Below are 24,532 nucleotides of genomic sequence, written 5' to 3'. Positions count from 1 at the left end.
GCGGGACAGCGCTTGCGCTGAACGCACTTCAGTGCGGCCCGAAGGGTGAGCGCAGCGAATAGCCCAAAAGACAGTTGCTCCTACGCCAGGTTCGCGCATTTGCGTAGGAGCGGACTCCGTCCGCGATTGCTTTCCACCGGCACAAACGCAACAAAAATGTAGTCCATTCGACGTATGGCTACATTTTCCTACAGGCCAGTACACACGCAGCCTAGAGCCTTCCGACACCGTCGAGACGAAACGTGACCGACGAGTTGTATACAAAAATCGATTGAACCTAATACATATCGCAAGTATAAAGTCCCGCACCGCTTCACCCGCTCGGCCCCGGGGGTGAATGATGGCCAGTATCTCCCGGCTGCCGCGCCCGTCCGGCAGCCTGTGACTGACAACAATAAAAACCGAGGTGTTGCATGTCCGTGGTATCTGAACGCCGCATTCCCGGCTCGCCTGTCGATCAGCGTCTGCCCTTGCTGCAGCTGCTGCTGGTCGGGTTCCAGCACGTTCTCCTGATGTATGGCGGCGCCGTCGCCGTCCCCCTGATCGTCGGCCAGGCCGCCGGTCTCTCCCGCGAGGAAATCGCCTTCCTGATCAACGCCGACCTGCTGGTCGCCGGTATCGCCACGCTCGTGCAATCGCTGGGCATCGGCCCGGTGGGCATTCGCATGCCGGTGATGATGGGCGCCAGCTTCGCCGCCGTCGGCAGCATGGTCGCCATGGCCGGCATGCCCGGAGTGGGCCTCAACGGCATCTTCGGCGCCACCATCGCCGGCGGCTTCTTCGGCATGCTCATTGCGCCCTTCATGAGCCGCATCGTGCGCTTCTTCCCGCCGCTGGTGACCGGCACCGTGATCACTTCGATCGGCATGTGCCTGTTCCCGGTGGCGATCAACTGGGCCGGTGGCGGCGAAGGCGCGGCCAACTTCGGCGCCGTCGAATACCTCGCCCTGTCCTCCTTCGTGCTGGCCGTCATCCTGCTGATCAACCGTTTCCTGAAAGGCTTCTGGGTCAACGTCTCGGTGCTGATCGGCATGCTGCTGGGCTACATCATCGGCGCCAGCATGGGCATGGTCAGCCTGGATGGCATGGAACAGCGCCCCTGGTTCGACGTGGTCACCCCGCTGCACTTCGGCGTACCGGAGTTCCACCTGGCCCCGGTGCTCTCCATGTGCCTGGTGGTGGTGATCATCTTCGTCGAGTCCACCGGCATGTTCCTCGCCCTGGGCAAGGTCACCGAGACCGAGATCTGCCCCAACCGCCTGCGCCGCGGCCTGCTGTGCGACGCCAGCGCGTCGTTCTTTGCCGGCTTCATGAACACCTTCACCCACTCCTCGTTCGCCCAGAACATCGGCCTGGTGCAGATGACCGGTGTGCGCAGCCGCTACGTCACCGCTGCCGCCGCCGTGTTCCTGATCATCCTGAGCCTGCTGCCCAAGGCCGCCTTCGTGGTCGCCTCGATCCCGCCGGCCGTGCTGGGCGGCGCCGGCATCGCCATGTTCGGCATGGTCGCCGCCAGCGGCATCCGCATCCTGCACGAAGCGGACATCGTCGACCGCCGCAACCAGTTGCTGGTGGCGGTGAGCATCGGTATGGGCATGGTGCCGGTGGTGCGTCCGGACTTCTTCGCCGCCCTGCCCCAGTGGATGGAGCCGATCACCCACAGCGGCATCGCCATGACGTCGATCTGGGCCGTGGTGCTGAACATCCTGTTCAACATCCTCGGCGAACATGGCCGGGATGCCCTCTGCGGGCATCACTGAGTCCCTTTCGCGGGCGCTTCCCGGGCGCCCGCTTCCCAGCCGCGCCCCACTCCTGCGCGGCTTTTTTTCGTCTGCGCAGGACCCTCTCCGTCTTGTAGGAGCGAGCTTGCTTGCGAACGGTGTTTACCAATGACTCCGATGTTCGGGCGGTTCGCGAGCAAGCTCGCTCCTACACGACAAGCCGACTCCCGCACGGGCCTCTAACTCGGCAGTTCAGCCTGGCACAGGCCCCGCTATCTGCCACAGGCCCCGGGGGCGCCCGCCTTGACGCAGTCCTGCCAAAGCGCTGCACATCGTGGACAAGCCGCTCAGGCCTCCGGGCGATAGCCCAGACGCAGTCCACCCCACTGCCGGCCGCCAATGACGATCGGCACCGACAGGTCATGCATCAGTTCGCCGGTATCGCGGCAATAGGTCTGCAGCAGCATCGGCTGGCTGTGGCTGCCGCAACGCAGACCGGTGCGGTCGTTGAACAGGCGTTTGCTGCGACTCTTGAGCATGTCGACCTGGACATCCCCGCTGGGCGGATGATTGAAGGCCTGGTTGTGGGTCGGCACGTAGCCTTCGGCGGTGCAGGCAATCGCGAAGACCAGCCCCTCGTGGCGCTGCAGCAGATCCTCCTGAATGCGCGGCAGGACCTCGTCGGTATAACGGTCGAAGCGCGTGCGGTACTTCTGCGGGCGAGTACCCGGCACCGGTTGGTAGTCACGGTCGAACAGATCGCCCAGGGCGATGCGACCGGCCTCCAGGTCCGCCTCGAAACGCGCGGCAATGGCCTGTGCGCCTTCCCGGGCCAGGTCATAGACGCGCTGGTGATAGTCGTCCAGGGCGACCTGGGCCAGGCGCTCGCTGACCGTCTCGGCCTGGGTTTCCAGTTGCAGCGCCGCTTCCGCCAGGCGATGGGTCTGCTCGTCGCTCGCGCGCAGGTCGCCACGCACCTGCTCGACGGCGGCGAACAGGCTATCCAGCTGGTTGCGGTTGATCTCGGCGCCCTCGGCGATCTCGGTGATCTGGGTTTCCACGGTGGCGGCCAGGCCGGCGATGTCCTGCAGTTGCCGCCCGGTGCCTTCCACCTGGCCGACACCCTGCACCAGATCGTCGGCCAACTGGCGGATCTGCTCTACCACCTCGCTGGTCTGGCGCTGGATGTCCTCGACCATCTGCCCCACCTCATCGGTCGCCTCGGCGGTGCGCCCGGCGAGCCCGCGCACCTCCTCCGCCACCACCGCGAAGCCGCGCCCGTGCTCACCGGCGCGCGCCGCCTCGATGGCCGCATTGAGCGCCAGCAGGTTGGTCTGGCTGGCGATGGACTGGATCACCTGGGTTACCCGCGCAATCTCCTCGCTGCGTGCATTCAGCGTCTCGATCAGCGCCCGGCTGGCATTGGCGCGCTCGCTGAGCTGGTGCATGCAATTGATGGCCGACTGCAACTCGCCACGCCCCAGGTCGCTGCCGGCCCGCGCACGGGTCGCGGCATCCATCGCCTGGCGAGCCAGGTTGGAGGTGGCGCGCTCGGTATGGATCATCACCTCGGCACTGCCGACGATCTGCTCGGCGGCCACCACCTGGGACTCGAGCTTCTCCACCAGACGCTGCACCGAGTAGGACACGCCCGCAGCAGACAAGGCGTTGCGACTGGTCCCCCGCGACAGCTCCCGGGTCAGCTCGGCGACATCCGGCAACACCGCCAGCGCGCTGGCCGGCGCGGCGCCCCGACGGATGAACCATGGCCCCCAGAGCAAGGCCGCGGCGAGCAACAGGCACAGTGAGAGCGGCCAGCCGCCCAGCGCCTGCGCAATGAACAGCAGCACCAGGCCGCAAGTCTGCAGAGTAAGGATGAGGACGATACGCGGACGCGCGATATCCATGGCGGCAACTCTCTTCTGGCGGGCCCTCGGCCGGGATGTCGCGAGGACAGGCCGGGAGCCCTGATTGTTCTTGTCAGGGCCATTAGGCCGTCTGCATTGGGCCGCGGCTATCGTTCCTTAGTGGTAGAGGGCCGTACTAAAGACAGCGACCGTCCGCCGGTTTCCGTGCGCTCGACCGGCAAGACCGGTAAAATCTTCGCCCTTTCCGCCGGCGCGAGCGATTTCGCGCCCCTCGCGAAGCCAGATACGACGTACCGATGACCACTGCCGCAAGCACCACCACACCCCGCCCCGAGCCCTCCCGCCGTTTCTCTGTGGCGCCGATGATGGATTGGACGGACCGCCACTGTCGGTACTTCCTGCGCCAGCTGTCCAGCCATGCCCTGCTCTACACGGAAATGGTCACCACCGGCGCGCTGCTGCACGGCGATGCCGCGCGCTTCCTGCGCCATGACGCGTGCGAGCACCCGCTGGCGCTGCAACTGGGCGGGAGCAATCCGGCGGACCTGGCAGCGGCGGCGAAACTCGCCGAGGCCGCCGGCTACGACGAGGTCAACCTGAACGTCGGCTGCCCCAGCGACCGCGTGCAGAACAACATGATCGGCGCCTGCCTGATGGGCCACCCGGCGCTGGTGGCCGACTGCGTGAAGGCCATGCGCGACGCGGTATCGATCCCGGTGACGGTCAAGCACCGCATCGGCATCAACGGCCGCGACAGCTACGAGGAACTCTGCGACTTCGTCGGCCAGGTACGCGACGCCGGCTGCCGCAGCTTCACCGTGCACGCGCGCATCGCCATTCTCGAAGGCCTCTCGCCCAAGGAGAACCGCGAGATTCCGCCGCTGCGCTACGACATCGCCGCGCAGGTCAAACGTGATTTCCCGGACCTGGAAATCATCCTCAACGGCGGCATCAAGACCCTGGAAGAGTGCCGCGCGCATCTGCAGGTGTTCGACGGCGTGATGCTCGGCCGCGAGGCGTACCACAACCCCTATCTGCTGGCCCAGGTGGATGCCGCGCTGTATGGCTCGCAAGAGCCGGCCATTACCCGCGCCGACGCCCTGGCGCGGATGCGCCCCTACATCGAGCGACACATCGCCGAGGGCGGCGCGATGCACCACGTGACCCGCCACGTCCTCGGCCTGGCCCAAGGTTTCCCGGGGGCACGGCGCTTCCGCCAATTGCTCTCGGTCGACGTCCACAAGACCAAGGATTCCCTCGGGCTGCTCGATCAGGCCGGAGAACTTCTCGCTGGTCATTGAGTCCCGTTGAGCGGCGCATCGGCCTCGGGTAAGGTCGATGCATCGTCCACGGAAAACTCGCCATGACCTCCAAGCTCGAACAACTCAAGCAATACACCACGGTCGTTGCCGATACTGGCGACTTCGACGCCATTGCCCGCCTGAAGCCGGTGGATGCCACCACCAACCCGTCCCTGCTGCTGAAAGCCGCCGCCCTGCCCCGCTATGCCGAGCACCTGGCCCGCGCCACCGAAGGCGCCCGTGGCGACGCCGGCCTGGCCTGCGATCGCTTCGCCGTCGCCGTCGGCAAGGACATTCTCGGGGTCATTCCGGGGCGCATCTCCACCGAAGTGGACGCCCGCCTGTCCTTCGATACCGAAGCCACCCTGGAACGCGCCCGCCGCCTGATCGGCCTGTACGACGAGCACGGCGTGGGCCGCGAACGCGTGCTGATCAAGATCGCTTCCACCTGGGAAGGCATCCGCGCCGCCGAGCAGTTGGAGCGCGAAGGCATCCAGACCAACCTGACGTTGCTGTTCTCCTTCGCCCAGGCCGCCGCCTGCGCCGATGCCGGCGTATTCCTGATCTCGCCCTTCGTCGGCCGCATCTACGACTGGTACAAGAAGGCCAACGGCCGCGACTATGTAGGCGCCGAGGACCCCGGCGTGCAGTCCGTCTCGCGCATCTACCGCTACTACAAGGCCAATGGCTATGAAACCGTGGTCATGGGCGCGAGCTTCCGCAACCTCGGCCAGATCGAACAGCTCGCCGGCTGCGATCGCCTGACCATCAGCCCGGACCTGCTGCAGCAATTGGCCGACGCCCAGGGCGAACTGCCCCGCGTGCTGCAACCCGGCGGCGGCGAAGCGCGCCAGGTGCTGGACGAAAGCGCCTTCCGCTGGCAGATGAACGAAGACGCCATGGGCACCGAAAAGCTGGCCGAAGGCATCCGCCTGTTCGCCCGCGACCAGGAAAAGCTCGAAGCGCTGCTCTCCGGCCGGTGAGCCACGCGCGCAAACGCAAACCGGCGCCCAGGGCGCCGGTTTTCATTTGCGGATCGCTGAATCAGTGGCGCTCGAGGGCGCTCACCAGGTCGCGGAAGGCCTCGCGATTGGACTCGTTGAGCCCCATCAGGATGCGGTGGGCTTCCAGCACCTTGCTGCGCACCACGTCCTCGGACTGGTCCTGCGGCGGCAGATCGGTGAGGCAATCGGTGCACGGAATCGGACGATCGACGATGTTGAACACCTGATCGAAGCCCATCGACTGCAGCAGACGGGTGATGTCCGGGTTGGTGGTCACCAGCGTGGGCAACAACCCGACCTTCTGCCGCGACAGGATCGACAGCTTGGCCAACAGGCCCAGCGTGGTGCTGTCGATGCTCTGGGTTTCCGTGAGATCGATGATGATCGCCGAGAAATTCAGCGCGGCGAAGATTTTTTCAATGGTGGCATCCAGCGCCGAACACAGGGTCAGTCGGACTTCGCCCACGAACTTCAGGACAAATGAGCCATCCTGCTCGGCGAACTGGATTTTACCGGTACTCATGCAAGGTTCCTGCTCAACACCAGCAAGGCAATATCATCCGGCATCTCGGACAACTTGGCCAGTCCGAAGACCTGGCGCAGGCCATCCAGCGTTCCGCCGGCGGCGACGACCTGCTGTGGCAGGGCCGTCTCCTTTTCTTTCAGGGTAGCTCCCGGCAGCACATCGAGGATGCCGTCGGAGAACAGCGAAAGGCTGAAGGACTTGGGCAGATCGAGGACATGATCCTCGTAGGTCGCTTCGTCAAACAGCCCTACCGGCAGGCCACGGCCTTCCAGGTAGCGGGCTTCGCCATCGACATAGAGTACCGGCAGCGGCAAGTGGCCGCCGATGCTGTAGGTCAGGCGATCGGTATCCAGGTCGATGACACCGCCAAGCATGGTCACGTGCTTGCCCAGCTTGCAGTTGATCAGGCCACGGTTGATGTGCGCGAGCACGTCGGATGGCCTGAACGCCGGCAGCTTGCCATTGCGCCGCGACTCATAGAGCAGGCGCGTGGTCATGAACTTCAGCAGCACGGTGACGAACGCCGAGGAGGCTCCATGGCCGGATACGTCGGCCAGGTAGAAGCCGATGCGGCGGGCATCGACGCGGAAGTAGTCGACGAAATCACCCGACAGGTACAGCGACGGGATGATCTGGTGGGAAAACACCAGGCCGTCGGACTCCCACGGCGTTTCCGGCAGCATGTTCATCTGCACCTGGCGACCGGCGTTCTGGTCTTCCTGGAGCAGGTTCAGGCTGGCCTGCAGCTCGCGGTTGGCCGTTTCCAGCTTCTCGCGATAGCGGCGGTTTTCCGAGCGCAGGTAGGCCCGGTCCAGGGCACGGCGAACCGAATGCTCCAGGACGGCGAGGTCTTCCAGCGGCTTGATCAGGTAGTCGGCGGCACCCAGGCGCAGGGCTTCGACCGCATCGCTCATGACACCGGCCCCGGAAAGCACGATCACCGGGGTTTCCACTGCCATTTCGGTGACGCGACGGATCAGCTCCAGGCCGTCCATCTGCGGCATGCGCAGGTCGCAGATCACAAGATCGGGCAGTTCGTGCTCGAATACTTGCAGGCCCTGCTGGCCATTGGTGGCCTGCCGGACGGTGAATCCGCTGTCTTCCAGGTAGGCGGCGAGGCTTTCGCGAACGACGTCGTCGTCATCGATGATCAGCAGCGAGGCACTGGGTTTGTGCATGGGTCATCCAGGCAAACGGCGCCGGAGGTGGTGGTGGGGCGCCCATTCAAGGGAACAACGGCGCGGGTCGGGTGCGACAAGGCGCAGACACTACTCCCATCTGCCCGAGGGTTCAAGCGGGCGCCGCCCGCGACCGGGGCTGCCGGACGCGGGGGCCTGTGCCTGCGGGGCGCCAGGGCAGATCAGAAGTCGTCTTCGACCTGGCCGTCCTTGACCTTGAACTCGCGGTTCTGCAGGTAGGCGTTACGGATAAAGGTGTACTTGTCGCCGCTGATCAGCTTCTCGGACTTCAGCAGGTCGGCGCGGGTATCGACGATGTCCAGGCCGTGGATGCTGTTACGCACCGGTACGTTGTCGATGTACGGATAGGGACCGGTGTAGGAGTCCGGGATCAGCGACGGCGCGTCGCGCAGGGTGCTCGGGCCGAGCAGCGGCAGCATCACGTAGGGGCCGCTGCCCACGCCGTAATGGCCGAGGGTCTGGCCGAAGTCTTCGTCGTTGCGGCGCAGGCCCATGTGGGTGGCGACGTCGATGAAACCGGCCAGGCCGAAGGTGGTGTTGAACAGCAGGCGGCTGGTGTCGACGCCAGCACTCTGGAACTTCAGCTGCAGCAGGTCGTTGACCAGGTTCTTCACATCACCGATGTTGCCGAAGAAGTTGTGCACACCATCCTGCACGAAGTTCGGCGTGACGTACTGGTAACCCTGCGCCAGCGGCTTGAGCGCATAGGTGTCGAGGGTGTCGTTGAAGGTGAAGATCGGGCGGTTGACGCTCTCCCAGGGGTCATCCTCGCTCTCGGCCTGGGCCAGGAAGGGAACAGTCGCCAGGCAGGTAGCGGCGAGCAGGCCAAGGCAGCGTTTCGTCCATTGGACGCCTGATGGGCGCATCGATGATTCTCCAGTAAATGACATTCCGGGCTGACCTGAACAGACCCGCTATGCGGGCGGATTATATAGAACGACGAGCATTTTGATGACAAGCAGGAGGGATCGGCGGACTTCGAAATATTCACCTTCGCCGATTGATTCCTCCCTTTGTACCGAAAGCATAATGCCACTTCAGTCCGGGAAGCGTGCGTCGATGACAATTTCCAGCGCATCGGAACGCCAGAACTCCTGGTCCCACTCCACCAGCCGCCCATCCGCGACATAGTTGCAGCGCTCCACATACAGGCCAGGCGAACCCGGCGTGAGTTGCAGCGGCACGGCCTGGGACTCGACCAGCGCCGTGGGGTGCATCGCCAGTTCGCAGCGCGACAGTGCCAGCCCCAGGCGCTCGCGCAGGACCTGGGTCAACGATCTGTCCAGCGCCTCGTCGAGCAGGCCGGGACACCAGCTGGCGTCCAGCGTGATCTCCTCCAGCATCACCGGGCGCTCATCGACCCAGCGACGGCGACGCACCCGGAACACCTCGGCGTCATCCGCCAGCCCCATGCGCAGGGCCAGCGCCGGGCCGGCCACGCAGCATTCGGCGGACAGCACCTCGGTGCGTGGCGTGCGCCCCTGGGCCTGGACGTAATCCATGAACCCCGTGGTGCGGGTCGGGTTGTAGCGAATCCGCGGCGGCGAGACGAACCAGCCACGGCGATTCTCGCGGTACAGCACGCCCTCGGTTTCCAACTGCTGCAGCGCCTCGCGCAAGGTCACCCGGGTGCAGCCGAAGCGTTCGGCCAGCTCGCGCTCGGGCGGCAGGCGCGGGCCCAGGGCCGACCCGGCAACGTCCCGTGCCAGTTGGTCGCGGATACGCAGGTAGTGGGGAATGGGTTCGACCGGCATGCGGCTGTCTCCGAAAAATGCGCGGCGATTATAACGGCAGCGGTGGCGACTTCATCGGAGCGTCACATTGCTCCGCTAGCGTGGCCTAGACCAATTATTAGAAAACCTCGCCATGCCTGCCACTGCCGACCTTCCACGCTTCACGACCCTGCTGTTCGGACTGTCCGGCGATCTGGTGGACTTCGGCGCAAGGACGCTGCCGGTTGCATTGCAGCGCACCTGTCCCGACTGCCCACCCGAGCGCCTGACCGACGCCCTCGCCCTGCCGCCGCAGCAGGCCCTCGACCACGCACTGGGCTACTGTGCCGACGCGCAGGCGCGCAGCCAGTTCCAGTCCGCCCTGGACGAAGCCGCCCTGGCCCACGCCGAAGCCACGCCCGGCGCCCTGGACGCCCTGCACACGCTGCACAAGCACGGCGTGCCCTGCGCCTGGCTCGACGAACTGCCATCGCCCACCGCGCTGCAACTGGCCACCGCGCTCGACAGTCAAATGGTCACCGGCCTGGAAGTCGGCGGCCGCCACTGGCCGGCGCCGGATGCCTGCTGGCAGGCGCTGATGCAGCTTGGCCGTCAATCCCTGGACGGCTGCGTGCTGGTCAGCGGCCAGCCGAGACTGTTGCAGGCCGGCCTGAACGCGGGACTGTGGACCATTGGCCTGGCCGCCAGCGGCCCCCTGTGCGGCCAGGCGCCGGGCGACTGGGATGCCCTGGCGAACCTTGCGCGCGACCGCCTGCGGGCCCAGGCGACCCTCGGCCTGTACCGCCTTGGCGTGCATTCGGTCATCGATCACCTGGGCGAGCTGGACTCCTGCCTGCAGGACATCGCCAGCCGCCGTCTGAAAGGAGAGAAACCATGAGGCACGCCCGCCACCGCTTCATCGACGATCTGGCCGAACGCTTCGCCAGCCATGGCGCCGAGCCCTACGGCGAGGCCATCAGCCAGGCCGAGCACGCTCTGCAATGCGCGACCCTGGCAGAACGCGCCGGTTGCGCCGACAGCCTGGTGATCGCCGCCCTGCTCCACGATATCGGCCATCTCTACGAAGACCCGGCCGTGCTGGAGACCCGCGACCTGCGCCACGAGGAGTTCGGCGCCAACCTGCTGCGCGAGCTGCTGCCCGAATCGGTCTGGCAACCGGTGCGCCTGCACGTCGCCGCCAAGCGCTACCTGTGCGCCGTGGACCCGGCCTACCAGGCCAGCCTGTCCTGGGCCTCGCGGCAGAGCCTGGCATTGCAGGGCGGCGCCTTCGACGAGCGCGCCGCCAGGGCGTTCATCGCCGCGCCCCACGCGCAGGACGCCGTCACCCTGCGTCGCCTGGACGACCTGGGCAAGGACCCGTCCATGCGCACCCCGGAGCTGGAACACTTCTTCCCGCTGCTCGAGCGCCTGTTGCGGGTTGATCGGCATCAGGCAAGCATACGCGCGGCGAGTTAAGCTCAAGGGCATGGCGATGGATCTTCAGCCCAGCGGCAAGGTCCATCTTGGGTACGTATTGCAGAAGGACACCACCATGCCGACACAACGCCTCCAGCAAGAACTCCAGGCCCTGCGCGAGCAACTGGAGCGCCAGTCGCCGTTGACCGAGGAAGACCGCGTCGCACTGCGGGCGCTGATCAAGGACATCGAGATGCAGCTGGCCAACGAAGAGGCGCTGGCGGACGAGACCCTGACCGACAGCATCAACCTGGCCGTGGAGCGCTTCGAGACGCGCCACCCGACCCTGGCCGGGGCGCTGCGCTCGATCATGCAGAGCCTGGCGAACATGGGCATCTGAGTCCTGCTTCCCCAGCTCCAGATACGAAAAACCCGGCCAAGGCCGGGTTTTTCGTATCTGCGTTTTACTGACGCACCAGCCGGCGGTTGTCCGGCTGCACGGCGGCGCTGCTGCGGTAGGGATTGATGTCCAATCCACCACGGCGCACATAGCGCGCGTAGACGGTCAGATGGGCCGGCTGCAGCAGGCGCTGCAGGTCGAGGTAGATGCGCTCGACGCACTGCTCGTGGAAGTCCTGGTGCTGGCGGAAGGAAACCACGTAGGCCAGCAGGCTCGCGGCATCCAGCGCCGGGCCGCTGTACTCGACCACCAGCGTGCCCCAGTCCGGCTGGCCGGTGACCGGGCAGTTGGATTTCAGCAGGTGACTGTAGAGCACTTCGTCGACACGGCGGGTGTCGTCGCAGCGCAGCAGCTCCGGGCGCGGATGGTCGTAGCTCTCTACCGCGACGTCCAGATCGTCGACGCAGGTGCCTTCGATGACGGCCACGCCCTCGTTCGCCACCTCATCCAGGCTACGCACACGCACACCCACCTGCGCGCCAGCGGCGGCGGACAGGTCGCGCTCCATCACCGCGCGCACGGCATCGGCGCTGTCGAAGGCGGTCTGGTTCAGCGAGTTGAGGTAGAGCTTGAAGGACTTGGATTCGATGATGTTCGGCGACTGCGCCGGAATGGCGAACTCGCCGATGGCCACCACCGGCTTGCCCGAGGCCGTCAGCCAGGACAGCTCGTAGCAGTTCCATAGGTCAACCCCCTGGTACGGCAGGGTGTCTGCGGTCAGGCCCAGTTCCGCCCACTTGGTGGTGCGGGAGATCGGGAACAGCAGCTCCGGCGCATAGGTGGAGACGTATTCGCTGGATTTGCCCAGCGGCGAGTGTTCGGCGGGATGGTGCATGTGAGGGACCTGCTGGATCGGCGATGCGGGCAGTGGCGCGAGGCGGCGAGTGTATACAAATTCGCCGGTCCTTTCAGCAGGCGGCGGACGAGCCGGGTGCCGCACCTGCCGCCGCGTCAGGTGATTTCCCGTAGGAGCGGACTCCGTCCGCGATCGTTTAACCGCCGCTCCAGCCAACCAGGGAGCACGGCCAGCCAATCGCGGACAGAGTCCGCTCCTACAAGAGCAAGCGTGCTCCATGTCCCTGCAGGGGCAGACCTTGTCCGCGAAGTCTCGCCACCGCATCCACACGACAGGATGAGCATCTGTAGGAGCGAGCTTGCTCGCGAACCGCCCAACTCCGATGCGGCCGGGAAGTCCAGTTCGCGAGCAAGCTCGCTCCTACAAGGGGCGTTGAGCTTCGGTATACACCTGTGGAATCAGATTTCTGCACGATGGATTTCGCGGACAAGGGCGAGGCGCCCCCGTCCTTCCTAAGGGAGCGAGACCGCGCATCAGAACCACATCCGCACACCCGCGACCCAGTAGCCCTCCTCGTCGACCTCGCCTTCCGCGCGGGCGATGTCGCCGCTGCGGCCGTAGGTCTTGTTCCAGACGTAGCCGACATAGGGCGCGAACTCCCGGCGCACCTCGTAACGCAGGCGCAATCCGGCTTCCAACTCGCTGCCGCCGGCTCCCACGCCGATGTCCCGGTCATCGGCCAGCGCCAGGTTGTACTCCAGCGACGGCTGCAGGATCAGCCGCTGGGTAAGCAGCAGCTCGTACTCGGTCTCCAGCCGCAGCGATGGATCACCGCGCTCGCTGAGGAACAGGTTGGCGTCCACCTCGAACCACTGCGGCGCCAGCCCCTGGAACCCGAGGACCGCGTAGGTACGCGACGGCCCTGGCTGGTCGTCGTAGCGCACGCCCGCCTGCCAGTCCCAGAAGTCGCCGATCAGGCGCTGGTAGACCAGCTGCATTTCGTTGTCGGTGGTCGGGCCACCAGCGTCTCGCTCGCCCTCCAGCTTCAGGCGCAACTTCTGGTAGTCGGTGCCGTACCAGCCCTGGGCCTCCCAGCCCAGCGCCTGGTCGTTGCCGTGGAAGCGGCTTTCCAGGCGCTGGATCAGCAGCGAGCCCATGGGCATGTCGTCCATCTCGGCACTTTCAGCGGGCAAGGCCAGGCCCAGGGTCGCCGCGCAGGCCACCGTTGCTATGCGTTTCATGGCGGTTCCTCAGAGGCTGGCGCTGGCGGGGGCCGGCTCGACGATGACCTTGCGCATCATGCCGGCGGCCATGTGGTAGATCAGGTGGCAGTGGAAGGCCCACTCCCCCAGCGCGTCGGCGGGCACATCGACGTCCAGGGTGCTGCCCGGCGCCACGCTGACCACGTGCTTGAGCGGGTTGAAGCGGCCATTGCCCTTGTCCAGCTGCATCCACATGCCGTGCAGGTGCATGGGGTGGGTCATCATGGTGTCGTTGACGAAGCGGATGCGTACCCGCTCGCCGTAGGTCAGGCGGACCGGCTCGGCCTCGGAGTACTTCTTGCCGTCGATGGACCAGAAGTAGCGCTCCATGTTGCCGGTCAGGCGGAACTCGATGGTGCGGTCAGGGGCGCGGTAGTCGGCGTAGGGGCGCATGGCTTTCAGGTCCGCGTAGACCAGCAGGCGGTTGCCCGGCTCGGCCGGTTGCGGCGTCAGGCCGCTGCCGGGAGCGTAGTCGGACTTCGGCGCGGCCATGGCCGAATGATCCATGCCAGCCATCTGCGAATGGTCCATACCCTGCATCTTCGAGTGATCCATTCCCGCCATGCTGGAGTGATCCATCCCGGCCATGCCCGACGCTTTCGAATCAGCCCCCTGCCCCGGCATCGCCATGCCGCTGTGATCCATGCCTTCATGATTCATGCCCATGTCCGCCATGGTCAGCAGCGGCCGTTCGCGCAGCGGCGGAATCTCGCCCTGCATGCCGGCACGCGGCGCCAGGGTGGCACGGGCGTAGCCGCTGCGGTCCATGGCCTCGGCGAAGAAGGTGTAGGCGCGGTCTTCCTGCGGCTGCACGATCACGTCGTAGGTCTCGGCCACCGCGATGCGCAACTCGTCCACCGTCACCGGCTGCACGTCGTTGCCGTCAGCCTGCACCACGGTCATCTTCAGGCCGGGGATGCGCAGGTCGAAGTAGCTCATGCCCGAACCGTTGATGATGCGCAGGCGCACCCGCTCGCCCGGCTTGAACAGCCCGCTCCAGTTCTGCTCGGGGTCCTGGCCGTTGACCAGGAAGCGGAAGCCGGCGATGTCGGCGATATCCGTCGGCGCCATACGCATACCGCCCCAGTCCAGCCGGTCGCGCAGGGTCGCCATGAATCCATTGGCGCTGGAGTCGGCGATGAAGTCGCCAAGGGTGCGCTGGTTGCGGTTGTAGTAGTCGCTCTGCTTCTTCAGGTTGGCGAACACGGTTTCCGGCTTCGTATCGTGCCAGTCGGCCAGCAGCAGGGTGTACTCGCGATCATAGCGGTACGGCTCGCGCGCTTTCGGTTCGATCACCAGCGGTCCGTAGAGCCCTTCGATTTCCTGGAAATCGCTGTGGGCGTGGTACCAGTAGGTGCCGGACTGCTTCACCGTGAAGCGGTAGGTGAAGGTCTGGCCGGGCTTGATGCCGGGGAAGCTGATGCCCGGCACGCCATCCTGGGTATAGGGCAGGATCAGCCCGTGCCAGTGCAGCGAGGTATCGCGGTCGAGGGTGTTGGTGACGCGCAGCTCGACGTCCTCGCCCTCCTTGAAGCGCAACTCCGGCGCGGGCGTCCGGCCATTCACCGTGAGCGCCTTGCGCGCCCCGTCGGAAAGCTTCAGCTCGCCCTCGCCAATGGTCAGTTCATACACGCCCGCCTGCACCGCCAGTGGTGCGAGCAGCAGCGCCCCCAGCGCCCAACTCCTTGCGCGGATCATCGCAACTCTCCCGGCTCAGGGCTTGACGGTCAGCTTGCCGACCATGCCGGCCTGGTAGTGGCCCGGAATGTTGCAGGCGAACTCCAGGCTGGTGGCCTTGCTGAAGGTCCAGGTCAGTTCGGCGGTCTTGCCCGGCTCGACCAGCACGGTGTTGGGGTCGTCGTGCTTCATCATCTGGCCCATCGGCATGTCGCCGTGGCCCATCTTGCTGTGGTCCATCTTGCTCATGTCGTGCTGCATGCCGGTGGGGGTGAGCATCCCGGAGTCCATCATCTGCTGCATTTCCTTCTGGTGGGCAGCATGCATCGCCGCGCTGCCCAGGTTGAATTCGTGCAGCAGGTTGCCCGTGTTGCGGATGACGAAGCGCACGGTTTCGCCGGCCTTGACCTCGACGCTGTCCGGCTCGAAGTACATGTCCCCCAGCTTGATCTCAACGGTACGGCTGGCCTGGGCGGCCTTGGCTGGCTTGCCGAAGTCGAAGCCATGTGCGGCGTCGGCCAGGACCGGCAGGCTGAAGCTCGCGGCGAGGGCCAGGGCGGAAGCGCAGAACAGATGACGCAGGGACATATCGCAATTCCTCGATTGGGTTTTACGCATCCTCGCTTTCCGCGCCTGCCGCCTGGCTGTCGGGAAGATTACAGTTCTGTCAGCTTCGCACCCTTTCCGGCTGGCCGGTTTATAAAGGCGACGAAGAAAGCCCGCCGGGCGGCGGCAACGGCGGCGGGCGGTGAATGAACCCGCAGTCAGCGCGGCCCCGGCTGTCAGCGCGCGGACACAGTGATTACCCTGTCGACAGCGGCGCCATTGGCGCATGAATGGATACCCCGAGATGAAACTCCTGATCGTCGAAGACGAACCCCGCATCGGCCAGTACCTGCAGCAGGGCCTGAGCGAAGCCGGCTTCGCCGTGGACCTCTGCCAGGACGGCGACGACGGCCTGCAACTGGCGCTTTCCGGCGAGCATGACCTGCTGATCCTCGATGTGATGCTGCCCGGCCGCGATGGCTGGCAGATCCTCCAGGCCGTGCGCCAGACCGGCAGCGCGGTGCCGGTGCTGTTCCTCACCGCGCGCGACTCGGTGGAAGACCGCGTGCGCGGCCTGGAGCAAGGCGCCGACGACTACCTGGTGAAGCCCTTCGCCTTCGTCGAACTGCTGGCCCGCGTACGCACGCTGCTGCGCCGCGGCGGCCAGCAGTTGCAGGAAACCACCCTGCAACTGGCCGACCTGGAGCTGGACCTGCTGCGTCGCCGCGTCCAGCGAGCCGGCAAGCGCATCGACCTGACCGCCAAGGAGTTCGCCCTGCTGGAGCTGCTGCTGCGCCGCAGCGGCGAGGTGCTGCCCAAGTCGCTGATCGCCTCCCAGGTGTGGGACATGAACTTCGACAGCGACACCAACGTCATCGAGGTCGCCATCCGCCGCCTGCGCGCCAAGGTCGACGACGAGTTTCCGCAGCGCCTGATCCACACCGTGCGCGGCATGGGCTACGTACTGGAAGAGCGCGACCCATGCTGAGCGCCCACCTCTCCCTGGGCGTACGCCTGAGCCTGCTGTTCGCCGCCTGCACCGCCGCCGTCTCGCTGCTGGCGGGGATCGTTTTCAGTCGCGCCAGCGAGGCGCACTTCGTCGAGCTGGACCTCCAGGTAATGTCCGGCAAGCTGGCGATCTTCCGCGACACCCTCGCCGACGTGACCAGCCCCACGCAGTTGCAGCCGCATGTCGCCGAGCTGCGCCGGGAACTGGAGCGCCACCCCGACCTGGGCCTGCGCCTGAAGGGCGCCGACGGCCAGCCGTGGTTCGAGCAGATGCCGGCGATGGTCATGCCCGAGAGCCCGCCCGCCTTCCGCGAACTTCAGGCGCCGCTGGACGCCCGGCTGCCGAACGGCCCGCAGCTGACCCTGGTGCTGGACATCACCCACCACCAGCACTTCCTGCAACGCATGCAGCAGCTGATCTGGCTGACCATGAGCCTCTCGGCGCTGGCCACCGCGCTGCTCGGTGCCTGGGCGGCGCGCAGCAGCCTGCGTCCGCTGCGGCGCATGAGTGAAGTGGCCGCGAAAGTCTCGGCGCACTCACTGACCACCCGCCTGGATGCCGAGCAGATGCCCCAGGAGCTGCGCGGCCTGGCCGGCGAGCTGAACGCCATGCTGGCGCGGCTGGAGGAAGCCTTCCAGCGGCTGTCGGCGTTTTCCGCCGATATCGCCCACGAGCTGCGCACCCCGCTCACCGGGCTGCTGACCCAGACCCAGGTGGTGCTGTCGCGCTCACGCGGCCTGGAGGATTACCGCGAGGCGCTGCACGGCAATCTGGAGGAACTGGAACGACTGACGACCATGGTCAACGACATGCTGTTCCTGGCCAAGTCCGACCACGGCCTGCTCACCCCCAGCAGCCAGCCGCTGGAGCTGGCCGCCGAAGTGGACCAGTTGCTGGAGTTCTACGGGCCGCTGGCGGAGGAAAACGCGATTCGCCTGGAGCGCAGCGGCGAACTGCGGGTGCAAGGCGACCGCGCCCTGCTGCGGCGGGTACTGGCCAATCTGCTGGACAACGCCCTACGCTTTACGCCGGAGGGCGGGCAGATTCGCGTGCGTCTGGAGCCTGGGCGCCTGAGCGTGGAAAACCCCGGCCGGGAAATTCCCGCCGAGCGCCTGTCGCGCCTTTTCGATCGTTTCTACCGCGCCGACCCGGCCCGCCGCGAAGGCCAGGGCGAACATGCCGGGTTGGGGCTGGCGATCTGCAGGTCGATCGTGCGGGCCCACGGCGGGGAGATTCGTTGCGAGTCGGCGGATGGGTGGACGCGGTTCATCATCGAGTTTCCGCAATAACCGACATCACCCTGTAGGAGCGGGCCATGCCCGCGATCCGCCGGCAGGGCCGGCGTTGGCGCCATTCACAACCGTCACCGGGACCGCCGGATTGCGCGGCCATGGATTTCGCGGACAAGGTCCGCCCCTGCACACGATGCTCCACCTGTAGGAGCGCGCCATGCGCGCGATCGCGGGCATGGCCCGCTCCTACAAGATCCCCCATCGTTCGTCAGAAACGAAAAAGGCCCCAACCGGGGCCTTTTTCATCAGCAGAACGCGGCCATCACTGCCGCATCCCCCGCCCGCTCACCAACAGGCGCACGCAGAAGAAATACAGCACCACCGTCGCCACCAGCATGAAGACCACCGCCGTACCGATGCGGATGTCGGACACGCCAAGGATGCCGTAACGGAAGGCATTGACCATATGCAGGATCGGGTTGGCCAGCGACACGGTCTGCCAGAACGGCGGCAACAGGGTGATCGAGTAGAACACCCCGCCCAGGTAGGTCAACGGCGTCAGCACGAAGGTCGGGATGATCGAGATGTCGTCGAAGTTGCGCGCGAATACCGCGTTGACGAAGCCGCCCATGGAGAAGATCGCCGCCGTCAGCAGCACCACCAGCACGGTGATGCCGATGTGGTGGACCTGCAGGTCGGTGAAGAACAGCGACAGCAGGGTGACGATCAGGCCCACCGCCAGCCCGCGCAGCACGCCGCCGGCGACGAAGCCCAGGAGGATGGTGTGCGGCGACACCGGCGACACCAGCAGCTCCTCGATGTTGCGCTGGAACTTGCTGCCGAAGAAGCTCGACACCACGTTGCCGTAGGAGTTGGTGATCACCGACATCATGATCAGGCCGGGCACGATGTACTGCATGTAGGTGAAGCCGCCCATGTCGCCGATCTGCCGGCCGATCAAGTTGCCGAAGATGACGAAGTACAGAACCATGGTGATCGCCGGCGGCAGCAGGGTCTGTGGCCAGATGCGCAGGAAACGGCGGACTTCGCGGTAGACGATGGTGTTGAGGGCGACCCAGTTGGCGCGCAGTTCGCTGCTCATACGGCCACCTTCGACAGATTCTTCTCCACCAGCGACACGAACAGCTCCTCCAGGCGATTGCTCTTGTTGCGCAGGCTCAGCACTTCCAGGCCCTGGGCGTTGAGCTGGGCGAACAGGCCGTTGATGCCCATGGCCTTGTCCACCTGCACTTCCAGGGTGTGGTCATCCACCAGGCGCACGGGGTAGCCGTCGAGCTTCGGCGCTTCGGCCAGCGTGGCCTTCAGGTCGAGGTAGAAGGTTTCCACGTGCAGCTTGTTCAGCAGCTTGCGCATGCTGGTGTTCTCCACGATGGTGCCGTGGTCGATGATCGCGATGTTGCGGCACAGCTGCTCGGCCTCCTCCAGGTAGTGCGTGGTGAGGATGATGCTGATGCCTTCGCCGTTGAGTTCGGTGAGGAAGTTCCACATCGAGCGGCGCAGTTCGATGTCCACACCGGCGGTGGGTTCGTCGAGGATCAACAGGCGCGGCTCGTGCACCAGCGCGCGGGCGATCATCAGGCGGCGCTTCATGCCGCCGGAGAGTTCGCGGGAGGCGGAATTGCGCTTGTCCCACAGGCCCAGCTGGGTCAGGTACTTCTCGGCGCGCCCCTTGGCCACGCTCATCGGGATGCCGTAGTAGCCGGCCTGGGTGACGACGATGTCGAACACCTTCTCGAACTGGTTGAAGTTGAATTCCTGGGGCACCACGCCCAGGCAGCGCTTCAAACCGTAGGGGTCCTTGTCCAGATCATGGCCGAACACGTTGACCGTACCGCTGGTCTTGTTCACCAGGGTGGAGAGGATGCCGATGGTGGTGGATTTGCCGGCGCCGTTGGGGCCCAGCAGGGCGAAGAAATCGCCTTCGGCGACGTCCAGATCGATGCCCTTGAGGGCCTGGAAGCCGTTGCCGTAGGTCTTCGTCAGTTGACGGATGGACAGCGCGGAACTCATGGGTATTCCCGTTGCAAGTCGGTGGAAAGACGCATGTCTTTGAAAAAGGCCTGCTTGATAAGGGCACGCGGCGAGGATTGCAACCTCCGGGGCACGCGCAAGCGTTCAGGTCAGGTCGGTCATCACGGCGTCGCGGTAGGCCGGGCGCGCCTTCAGGCGTTCGTACCAGGCTTTGAGATGCGGCTGCGCCGGGCGCTCGATGGGCATTTCGAACCAAGCATAGATGAAGCTGCCCAGCGGAATGTCACCCATGCCGAATTGTTCGCCGGTGAGGTACGGCTGTTTCGCCAGCGTCGCCTCGGGGATCGCCAGAAGGCTCACGCAGGTATCGATGGCGGTCTGGATGGCGGCGGCGTCGCGCTGCTCCGGCGGGGTGCGCAGGGTGCCCCAGAACACGGTGCGGAACGGCGCGGCGAAGGACGAGGTGGCCCAGTCCATCCACTTTTCCGCGCTGGCGCGGACCTGCAGGTCCTGCGGGTACAGGTCCGGCGCGTAGCGCGCGGCCAGGTAGCGGACGATGGTGTTGGACTCCCAGAGGATGAAGCCGTCGTCGTCCAGGGTCGGCACCACGCCATTGGGGTTCAGGGCGCGGTACGGTGCCTCGTTGACCAGGCCGAAGGCGCCACCGGCGTCGATCCGTTCGTACGCCAGGCCCGCCTCCTCCGCGCACCAGAGCGCCTTGCGCACGTTGGAGGAATTCTTCCGGCCCCAGATCTTGAGCATGCTGCGCCTCTCTTGTTGTCGTCATCGTTTGTCACGCGCCGTCCGGGCGCGATTTCGGATGACGGCACCCTACCGGCTTGGGCGCCAGGAAAAAAGGCGTCTGCACTGATGATGACTATCGACTGCGTTCATGCTTCGCCGCTTCGGCGCGCAGATCGCCGGCCAGCGGGGTCTCGCCGCCAGCGAACAAGTGCGGGTAGCACTGCTGCAGGTAGCCGAAGAAGAATTCCTCCGGCACGTCGGCGAACTGACCGTGGTCGCGCAGGTATTCCATGTGCCGTTCGCCGTCACGATTGAACGGGTGGAACACGCTGTCGGTGCGGCCGTCGAACTCCAGCGGCAACACGCCGAACGCCTCGCACAGGCCGATATCGAAGGCCGGCGTGGCCTTGACCCAGCGCCCTTCGAGGAAGAGTTCGGTGTAGCCGTGCATGGCGAACACCTCGCTGCGCAGCATCTCCAGCAGGCGCGGCGTGGCCAGGTGATTCTTCACGTCGGCCAGGCCGATCCGCGCGGGAATCCCGCAATGCCGGGCACAGGCCGCCAGCAGCGTGGCCTTGGGTACGCAGTAGGACTGCCCGGCCTGCAGTGCGTGGCTGCCCTTGAGCGTCTGTGGGTCGAGGCTGAACACGTAGGGGTTGTAGCGAATCCCGTCACGCACCGCGTAGTAGAGCGCCACCGCCTGCTCCAGCGGGGTGCCGCCCTGGCCCCGGTGATTTTCCGCGAACTCGATCACCCCAGGGTGGTCACTATCCACGAAGCGGCTGGGCTTCAAGTAATCCTGCATGGCGCTGTCTCCGCGATCCCTGTCGTTGATGGCCCGGCCAGTCTAACCAGCGGGCGCGCCCGGCAGGCACGGCGATCCGGCCAAGCTGTCCGGCCATGCGGCCAATGGTCATGCTCGGCGGTCTAAGCTTGCGGAACATTGCGGCAGGCCGGCTCCCCTGCCCGCGCCCCTTTCGTCACCAAGCCCGCCGCGGCCTGTTGCCGTCGCGGCGGACTGTCATGGAGGAATCCCCATGCTGTTCATCTGGTTGCTCGTCCTGATTCTCGGCGTCGCCTGGCTCGCGCACCGCCGTGCCGCGCCGCTCAAGGCGCTCGGAATCACCGCCGTCTACCTGGTGCTGATGAGCCTGTTCAGCCATGCCCACGGCTGGATGGTGCTGTTCTGGCTGCTCTGGGCGGTGGTGGCGATGACCGTGCTCGCCGCCGACCTGCGCCGCAGCCTGTTCACCTCGCGGCTGTTCGCCTGGTTCAAGCAGACCCTGCCGCCGATGTCGGACACCGAGCGCGAAGCCATCGAAGCCGGCACCGTGTGGTGGGACGGCCAGCTGTTCAGCGGCCGCCCGGACTGGAGCACCCTGCTCGGCTATCCCCGGGCGCAATTGACCGAGGAGGAACAGGCCTTCGTCGACGGCCCCACCGAGCAGCTCTGCGCCATGGTCAGCGACCATGACATCGCCCAGCGCATGGACCTGCCGCCCGAAGCCTGGGCCTTCATCAAGGCACAGGGTTTCTTCGGCCTGATCATCCCGAAGGAATATGGCGGCAAGGGCTTCTCCGCCCTCGCCCACTCCCAGGTGGTGATGAAGCTCGCCAGCCGCAGCGGCGACCTCGCCTCCACCGTGATGGTGCCCAACTCCCTGGGCCCGGCCGAACTGCTGCTGCACTACGGCACCGACGAGCAGCGCCAGCGCTACCTGCCGCGCCTGGCGACCGGCGAGGAAATCCCCTGCTTCGCCCTCACCAGCCCGCAGGCCGGTTCCGACGCCGGCGGCATGACCGACACCGGCATCGTCTGCAAGGGCCAGTGGAACGGCGAGGAAGTGCTCGGCCTGCGCCTGAACTGGGAAAAGCGCTACATCACCCTCGGCCCGGTGGCCACGCTCCTCGGTCTGGCCTTCAAGTGCCATGACCCGGACCACCTGCTGGGCGAGGAAGAGGACCTGGGCATCACCCTGGCGCTGATCCCCACCGACACCCCCGGTGTGCAGATCGGCCGCCGCCACGTGCCGCTGGGTGCGGCCTTCATGAACGGGCCGAATTCGGGCAAGGACGTGTTCGTGCCGCTGGACGCCATCATTGGCGGGGAATCGATGATCGGCAAAGGCTGGATGATGCTGATGAACTGCCTGTCGGTGGGCCGCTCCATCTCCCTGCCGGCGGTGGGCACCAGCGTGGCCAAGACCGGCAGCTACGTCAGCGGCCGCTACGCGCACATCCGCGAGCAGTTCAACGTGCCGCTGGCAGCCTTCGAGGGCATCCAGGAAGCCCTGGCGCGCCTCGGCGGCAACGCCTGGATGATGGACAGCGCGCGCATCCTCACCGCCAGTGCGGTGGACCTGGGCCAGAAACCCTCGGTGCTCTCAGCCATCCTCAAATACCACCTCACCGAGCGCGGCCGCGAGTGCATTGGTCATGCCATGGATATCCATGGCGGCAAGGGCATCATCATGGGCCCGAACAACTACCTGGGGCGCGCCTGGCAGTCGGCGCCGATCTTCATCACCGTCGAGGGCGCCAACATCCTCTCGCGCAACCTGATGATCTTCGGCCAGGGCGCGATCCGCTGCCATCCATACGTGCTCAGGGAAATGGAGCTGGCACGCCGTGATGACCAGGATCAGGCCGAGCGCGAATTCGATGAGCTGCTGCTGAGCCATGTCGGCTTCGCCGTCAGCAACGCCGCCAGCAGCCTGCTGCTGGGCCTTGGCCTGGGCAGCTTCGACCCGGTGCCGGGCGACCGCGTCAGCCGCCCGTACTACCGCGCGCTCAATCGCCTGGCCGCGGCCTTCGCCCTGCTGGCCGACGTCAGCATGATGCTGCTCGGCGGCGAGCTGAAACGCCGCGAACGCCTGTCGGCGCGCCTGGGCGATGCGCTCAGCCATCTCTATCTGGGTTCCGCGGCGCTCAAGCGCTACCACGACCTGGACAATCCCGAATACCTGCAACCGCTGCTGCGCTGGGCGCTGGAGGAAAACCTGGAGAAAGCCGAGGCGGCGCTGGCCGGCCTGATCGACAACTTCCCCAACCGCCCCTTCGCCTGCCTGCTGCGTGTGCTGGTGCTGCCGCTGGGCCGCCGCCATCGCGGCCCGGGCGACAAGCTCGACGCCGAGATCGCCGCCATCCTTGGCGCTCCGCTGCAGGACCCGGCGCTGCAAGCCATCCTCGCTGGCGCCTTCCTGCCCGGCGACCCGCAGGACCCGGTCGGCAAGCTCGGCGTTGCCTACGAGCACCTCACCGCAGTGGCCCCGCTGCAGGAAAAACTGCGCCAGGCGCTGCGCGATGGCCGGGTCAGCCCTGCCGCCGGCCAGTCGCCCATCGACGCCGCACGCGATGCCGGTGTGCTCGAAGGCAGCGAGGCCGAAGCCCTGCATGAAGCCGAGCGGGCACGCCGCGCCGTGATCGACGTGGACGACTTCGCCCAGGAGGAGCTGGGCAACAAGGCCGGCTGAAGCACCCGCCACGGGTTCGAGGGCGCCTGCGGGCGCCCTTTCCTTTTGCGGCTTTGCCGACGCACAGCAGTGCCACCTGTGATCACAGGGTGCACACTGGACCTATTCCCGTCATGGAGAACGCCCCATGCACCCAAGCCTTCCCCTGCTGCTGACGCTACTGCTCGCCAGCGCCGCCCAGGCAGACCCCTGGCTCTACCCCAGCCGGCCGCAGCCGGTTGCGCCCCCCACGCCGGTCATCGACCCCATCCAGCAACAGCAGAACGACCTGCGCCTGCAACGCGAGATGCGCCAATACGAGCAGGACCGCCAGCGCCTGCAGTACGAAAGCCAGCGCCTGGAAATCCAGCAGGACAGTCTCCAGCGCCAGCAGGACGACCTCCAGCGCCAGAAGGACAGCCAGCGCCTGCGCGACATGCAACGCCAGCAGAGCGACCAGATGATCCAGCGGCAGAAGATCGAGCTTCAGCAACAACAATTGCAGCAACAGCAACGCCTGCTCGACCAGCAGCAGATGCAGATCGACAACCGCCGCCGGCAGATCCAGTCGCGACCGTTCCGCCCCTAGCGCGGCGAGCCGGTGAAACCCGATAT

General features: G+C 66.1%; 23 protein-coding genes. 10 read left to right on the top strand and 13 right to left on the bottom strand.

Annotated elements, in window-relative coordinates:
• Positions 1–413: 413 nt before the first annotated feature.
• Positions 414–1,760: a nucleobase:cation symporter-2 family protein gene (locus ACQ5BL_RS03630; protein WP_207886476.1), complete on the top strand. Its 1,347-nt coding sequence runs from the start codon at positions 414–416 to the stop codon at positions 1,758–1,760.
• A gap of 308 nt (positions 1,761–2,068) precedes the next feature.
• On the opposite strand, the gene ACQ5BL_RS03625 is transcribed toward ACQ5BL_RS03630, so the two are convergent.
• Positions 2,069–3,241: a methyl-accepting chemotaxis protein gene (locus ACQ5BL_RS03625; RefSeq protein WP_430292873.1), complete on the bottom strand. Its 1,173-nt coding sequence runs from the start codon at positions 3,239–3,241 to the stop codon at positions 2,069–2,071.
• Positions 3,242–3,885: 644 nt separating this feature from the next.
• Between ACQ5BL_RS03625 and dusA the strand changes: the two genes are divergently transcribed.
• Positions 3,886–4,890, top strand: a complete 1,005-nt coding sequence (gene dusA, locus ACQ5BL_RS03620) for a tRNA dihydrouridine(20/20a) synthase DusA (protein WP_243804991.1) — start codon at positions 3,886–3,888, stop codon at positions 4,888–4,890.
• 62 nt (positions 4,891–4,952) lie between these two features.
• Complete coding sequence (gene tal, locus ACQ5BL_RS03615; protein WP_243804992.1) at positions 4,953–5,873, top strand: transaldolase; 921 nt, start codon at positions 4,953–4,955, stop codon at positions 5,871–5,873.
• 61 nt (positions 5,874–5,934) lie between these two features.
• Here the strand turns inward: tal and rssC are convergent, their stop codons facing one another.
• The 4 genes from rssC to ACQ5BL_RS03595 form a co-directional block, all read right to left on the bottom strand.
• Positions 5,935–6,417 (bottom strand): anti-sigma factor antagonist RssC, encoded by a 483-nt coding sequence (rssC, locus tag ACQ5BL_RS03610; RefSeq protein WP_243804993.1) that lies wholly within the window; start codon positions 6,415–6,417, stop codon positions 5,935–5,937.
• The gene (gene rssB, locus ACQ5BL_RS03605; RefSeq protein ID WP_207886471.1) at positions 6,414–7,598 is read right to left on the bottom strand and encodes a two-component system response regulator RssB; all 1,185 of its coding nucleotides are present in this window, start codon (positions 7,596–7,598) and stop codon (positions 6,414–6,416) included. The genes rssC and rssB overlap by 4 nt, the downstream gene beginning before the upstream one ends.
• 182 nt (positions 7,599–7,780) lie before the next feature.
• The gene (locus ACQ5BL_RS03600; RefSeq protein ID WP_207886470.1) at positions 7,781–8,485 is read right to left on the bottom strand and encodes an MlaA family lipoprotein; all 705 of its coding nucleotides are present in this window, start codon (positions 8,483–8,485) and stop codon (positions 7,781–7,783) included.
• 171 nt (positions 8,486–8,656) lie between these two features.
• The gene (locus tag ACQ5BL_RS03595) at positions 8,657–9,373 is read right to left on the bottom strand and encodes a UTRA domain-containing protein (protein ID WP_243804994.1); all 717 of its coding nucleotides are present in this window, start codon (positions 9,371–9,373) and stop codon (positions 8,657–8,659) included.
• Positions 9,374–9,485: 112 nt separating this feature from the next.
• On the opposite strand from ACQ5BL_RS03595, the gene ACQ5BL_RS03590 reads away from it, so the two are divergent.
• The 3 genes from ACQ5BL_RS03590 (at position 9,486) to ACQ5BL_RS03580 (ending at position 11,147) form a co-directional block, all read left to right on the top strand.
• On the top strand, positions 9,486–10,229 hold the full coding sequence (locus ACQ5BL_RS03590) for an HAD family phosphatase (protein WP_243804995.1): 744 nt from the start codon (positions 9,486–9,488) through the stop codon (positions 10,227–10,229).
• Positions 10,226–10,807 carry a phosphonate degradation HD-domain oxygenase gene (locus ACQ5BL_RS03585; protein WP_243804996.1) on the top strand — a complete coding sequence of 194 codons (582 nt, stop codon included), beginning with the start codon at positions 10,226–10,228 and terminating at the stop codon, positions 10,805–10,807. The genes ACQ5BL_RS03590 and ACQ5BL_RS03585 overlap by 4 nt, the downstream gene beginning before the upstream one ends.
• 76 nt (positions 10,808–10,883) lie before the next feature.
• Positions 10,884–11,147, top strand: a complete 264-nt coding sequence (locus ACQ5BL_RS03580) for a DUF4404 family protein (protein WP_207886466.1) — start codon at positions 10,884–10,886, stop codon at positions 11,145–11,147.
• Positions 11,148–11,211: 64 nt separating this feature from the next.
• On the opposite strand, the gene queF is transcribed toward ACQ5BL_RS03580, so the two are convergent.
• From queF to ACQ5BL_RS03560, 4 genes are all read right to left on the bottom strand, one after another.
• Positions 11,212–12,042 (bottom strand): NADPH-dependent 7-cyano-7-deazaguanine reductase QueF, encoded by an 831-nt coding sequence (queF, locus tag ACQ5BL_RS03575; RefSeq protein WP_207886465.1) that lies wholly within the window; start codon positions 12,040–12,042, stop codon positions 11,212–11,214.
• A gap of 494 nt (positions 12,043–12,536) precedes the next feature.
• On the bottom strand, positions 12,537–13,244 hold the full coding sequence (locus tag ACQ5BL_RS03570) for a copper resistance protein B (RefSeq protein WP_243804997.1): 708 nt from the start codon (positions 13,242–13,244) through the stop codon (positions 12,537–12,539).
• 9 nt (positions 13,245–13,253) lie between these two features.
• Positions 13,254–14,963, bottom strand: coding sequence for a copper resistance system multicopper oxidase (locus ACQ5BL_RS03565; protein WP_243804998.1), 1,710 nt, complete (start codon positions 14,961–14,963; stop codon positions 13,254–13,256).
• 15 nt (positions 14,964–14,978) lie between these two features.
• Positions 14,979–15,530, bottom strand: coding sequence for a cupredoxin domain-containing protein (locus tag ACQ5BL_RS03560; protein ID WP_243804999.1), 552 nt, complete (start codon positions 15,528–15,530; stop codon positions 14,979–14,981).
• A 262-nt stretch (positions 15,531–15,792) separates the two neighbouring features.
• Between ACQ5BL_RS03560 and ACQ5BL_RS03555 the strand changes: the two genes are divergently transcribed.
• Both ACQ5BL_RS03555 and ACQ5BL_RS03550 read left to right on the top strand, forming a co-directional pair.
• Positions 15,793–16,476: a heavy metal response regulator transcription factor gene (locus tag ACQ5BL_RS03555; protein ID WP_243805000.1), complete on the top strand. Its 684-nt coding sequence runs from the start codon at positions 15,793–15,795 to the stop codon at positions 16,474–16,476.
• Positions 16,470–17,786, top strand: a complete 1,317-nt coding sequence (locus ACQ5BL_RS03550; RefSeq protein WP_243805001.1) for a heavy metal sensor histidine kinase — start codon at positions 16,470–16,472, stop codon at positions 17,784–17,786. Before ACQ5BL_RS03555 ends, ACQ5BL_RS03550 begins: the two co-directional genes overlap by 7 nt.
• A 265-nt stretch (positions 17,787–18,051) precedes the next feature.
• Here ACQ5BL_RS03550 and ACQ5BL_RS03545 read toward each other — a convergent pair whose 3' ends face one another.
• The 4 genes from ACQ5BL_RS03545 to ACQ5BL_RS03530 form a co-directional block, all read right to left on the bottom strand.
• Positions 18,052–18,831, bottom strand: a complete 780-nt coding sequence (locus tag ACQ5BL_RS03545) for an ABC transporter permease (RefSeq protein WP_207886459.1) — start codon at positions 18,829–18,831, stop codon at positions 18,052–18,054.
• A complete protein-coding gene (locus tag ACQ5BL_RS03540; RefSeq protein WP_207886458.1) occupies positions 18,828–19,760 on the bottom strand; it encodes an ABC transporter ATP-binding protein in 933 nt (310 codons plus the stop codon). Before ACQ5BL_RS03540 ends, ACQ5BL_RS03545 begins: the two co-directional genes overlap by 4 nt.
• A gap of 105 nt (positions 19,761–19,865) precedes the next feature.
• Positions 19,866–20,483, bottom strand: coding sequence for a glutathione S-transferase (locus tag ACQ5BL_RS03535; RefSeq protein ID WP_243805002.1), 618 nt, complete (start codon positions 20,481–20,483; stop codon positions 19,866–19,868).
• 115 nt (positions 20,484–20,598) lie between these two features.
• Complete coding sequence (locus ACQ5BL_RS03530) at positions 20,599–21,270, bottom strand: transglutaminase-like domain-containing protein (RefSeq protein ID WP_243805003.1); 672 nt, start codon at positions 21,268–21,270, stop codon at positions 20,599–20,601.
• 232 nt (positions 21,271–21,502) lie between these two features.
• Here ACQ5BL_RS03530 and ACQ5BL_RS03525 point away from each other — a divergent pair, with 232 nt between their 5' ends.
• Together ACQ5BL_RS03525 and ACQ5BL_RS03520 are read left to right on the top strand one after the other, a co-directional pair.
• Positions 21,503–23,938, top strand: a complete 2,436-nt coding sequence (locus ACQ5BL_RS03525) for an acyl-CoA dehydrogenase (RefSeq protein ID WP_243805004.1) — start codon at positions 21,503–21,505, stop codon at positions 23,936–23,938.
• Positions 23,939–24,065: 127 nt separating this feature from the next.
• Complete coding sequence (locus ACQ5BL_RS03520; RefSeq protein WP_243805005.1) at positions 24,066–24,506, top strand: PA2816 family glutamine-rich protein; 441 nt, start codon at positions 24,066–24,068, stop codon at positions 24,504–24,506.
• The last annotated feature ends 26 nt before the right edge of the window (positions 24,507–24,532 follow it).

The organism is Pseudomonas sp. B1-22 (genome assembly GCF_050474425.1).
Lineage (GTDB): Bacteria > Pseudomonadota > Gammaproteobacteria > Pseudomonadales > Pseudomonadaceae > Pseudomonas.
The sequence above is the reverse complement of the archived record's forward strand: the minus strand, read 5'-3'. Positions and strand labels throughout refer to the sequence as shown.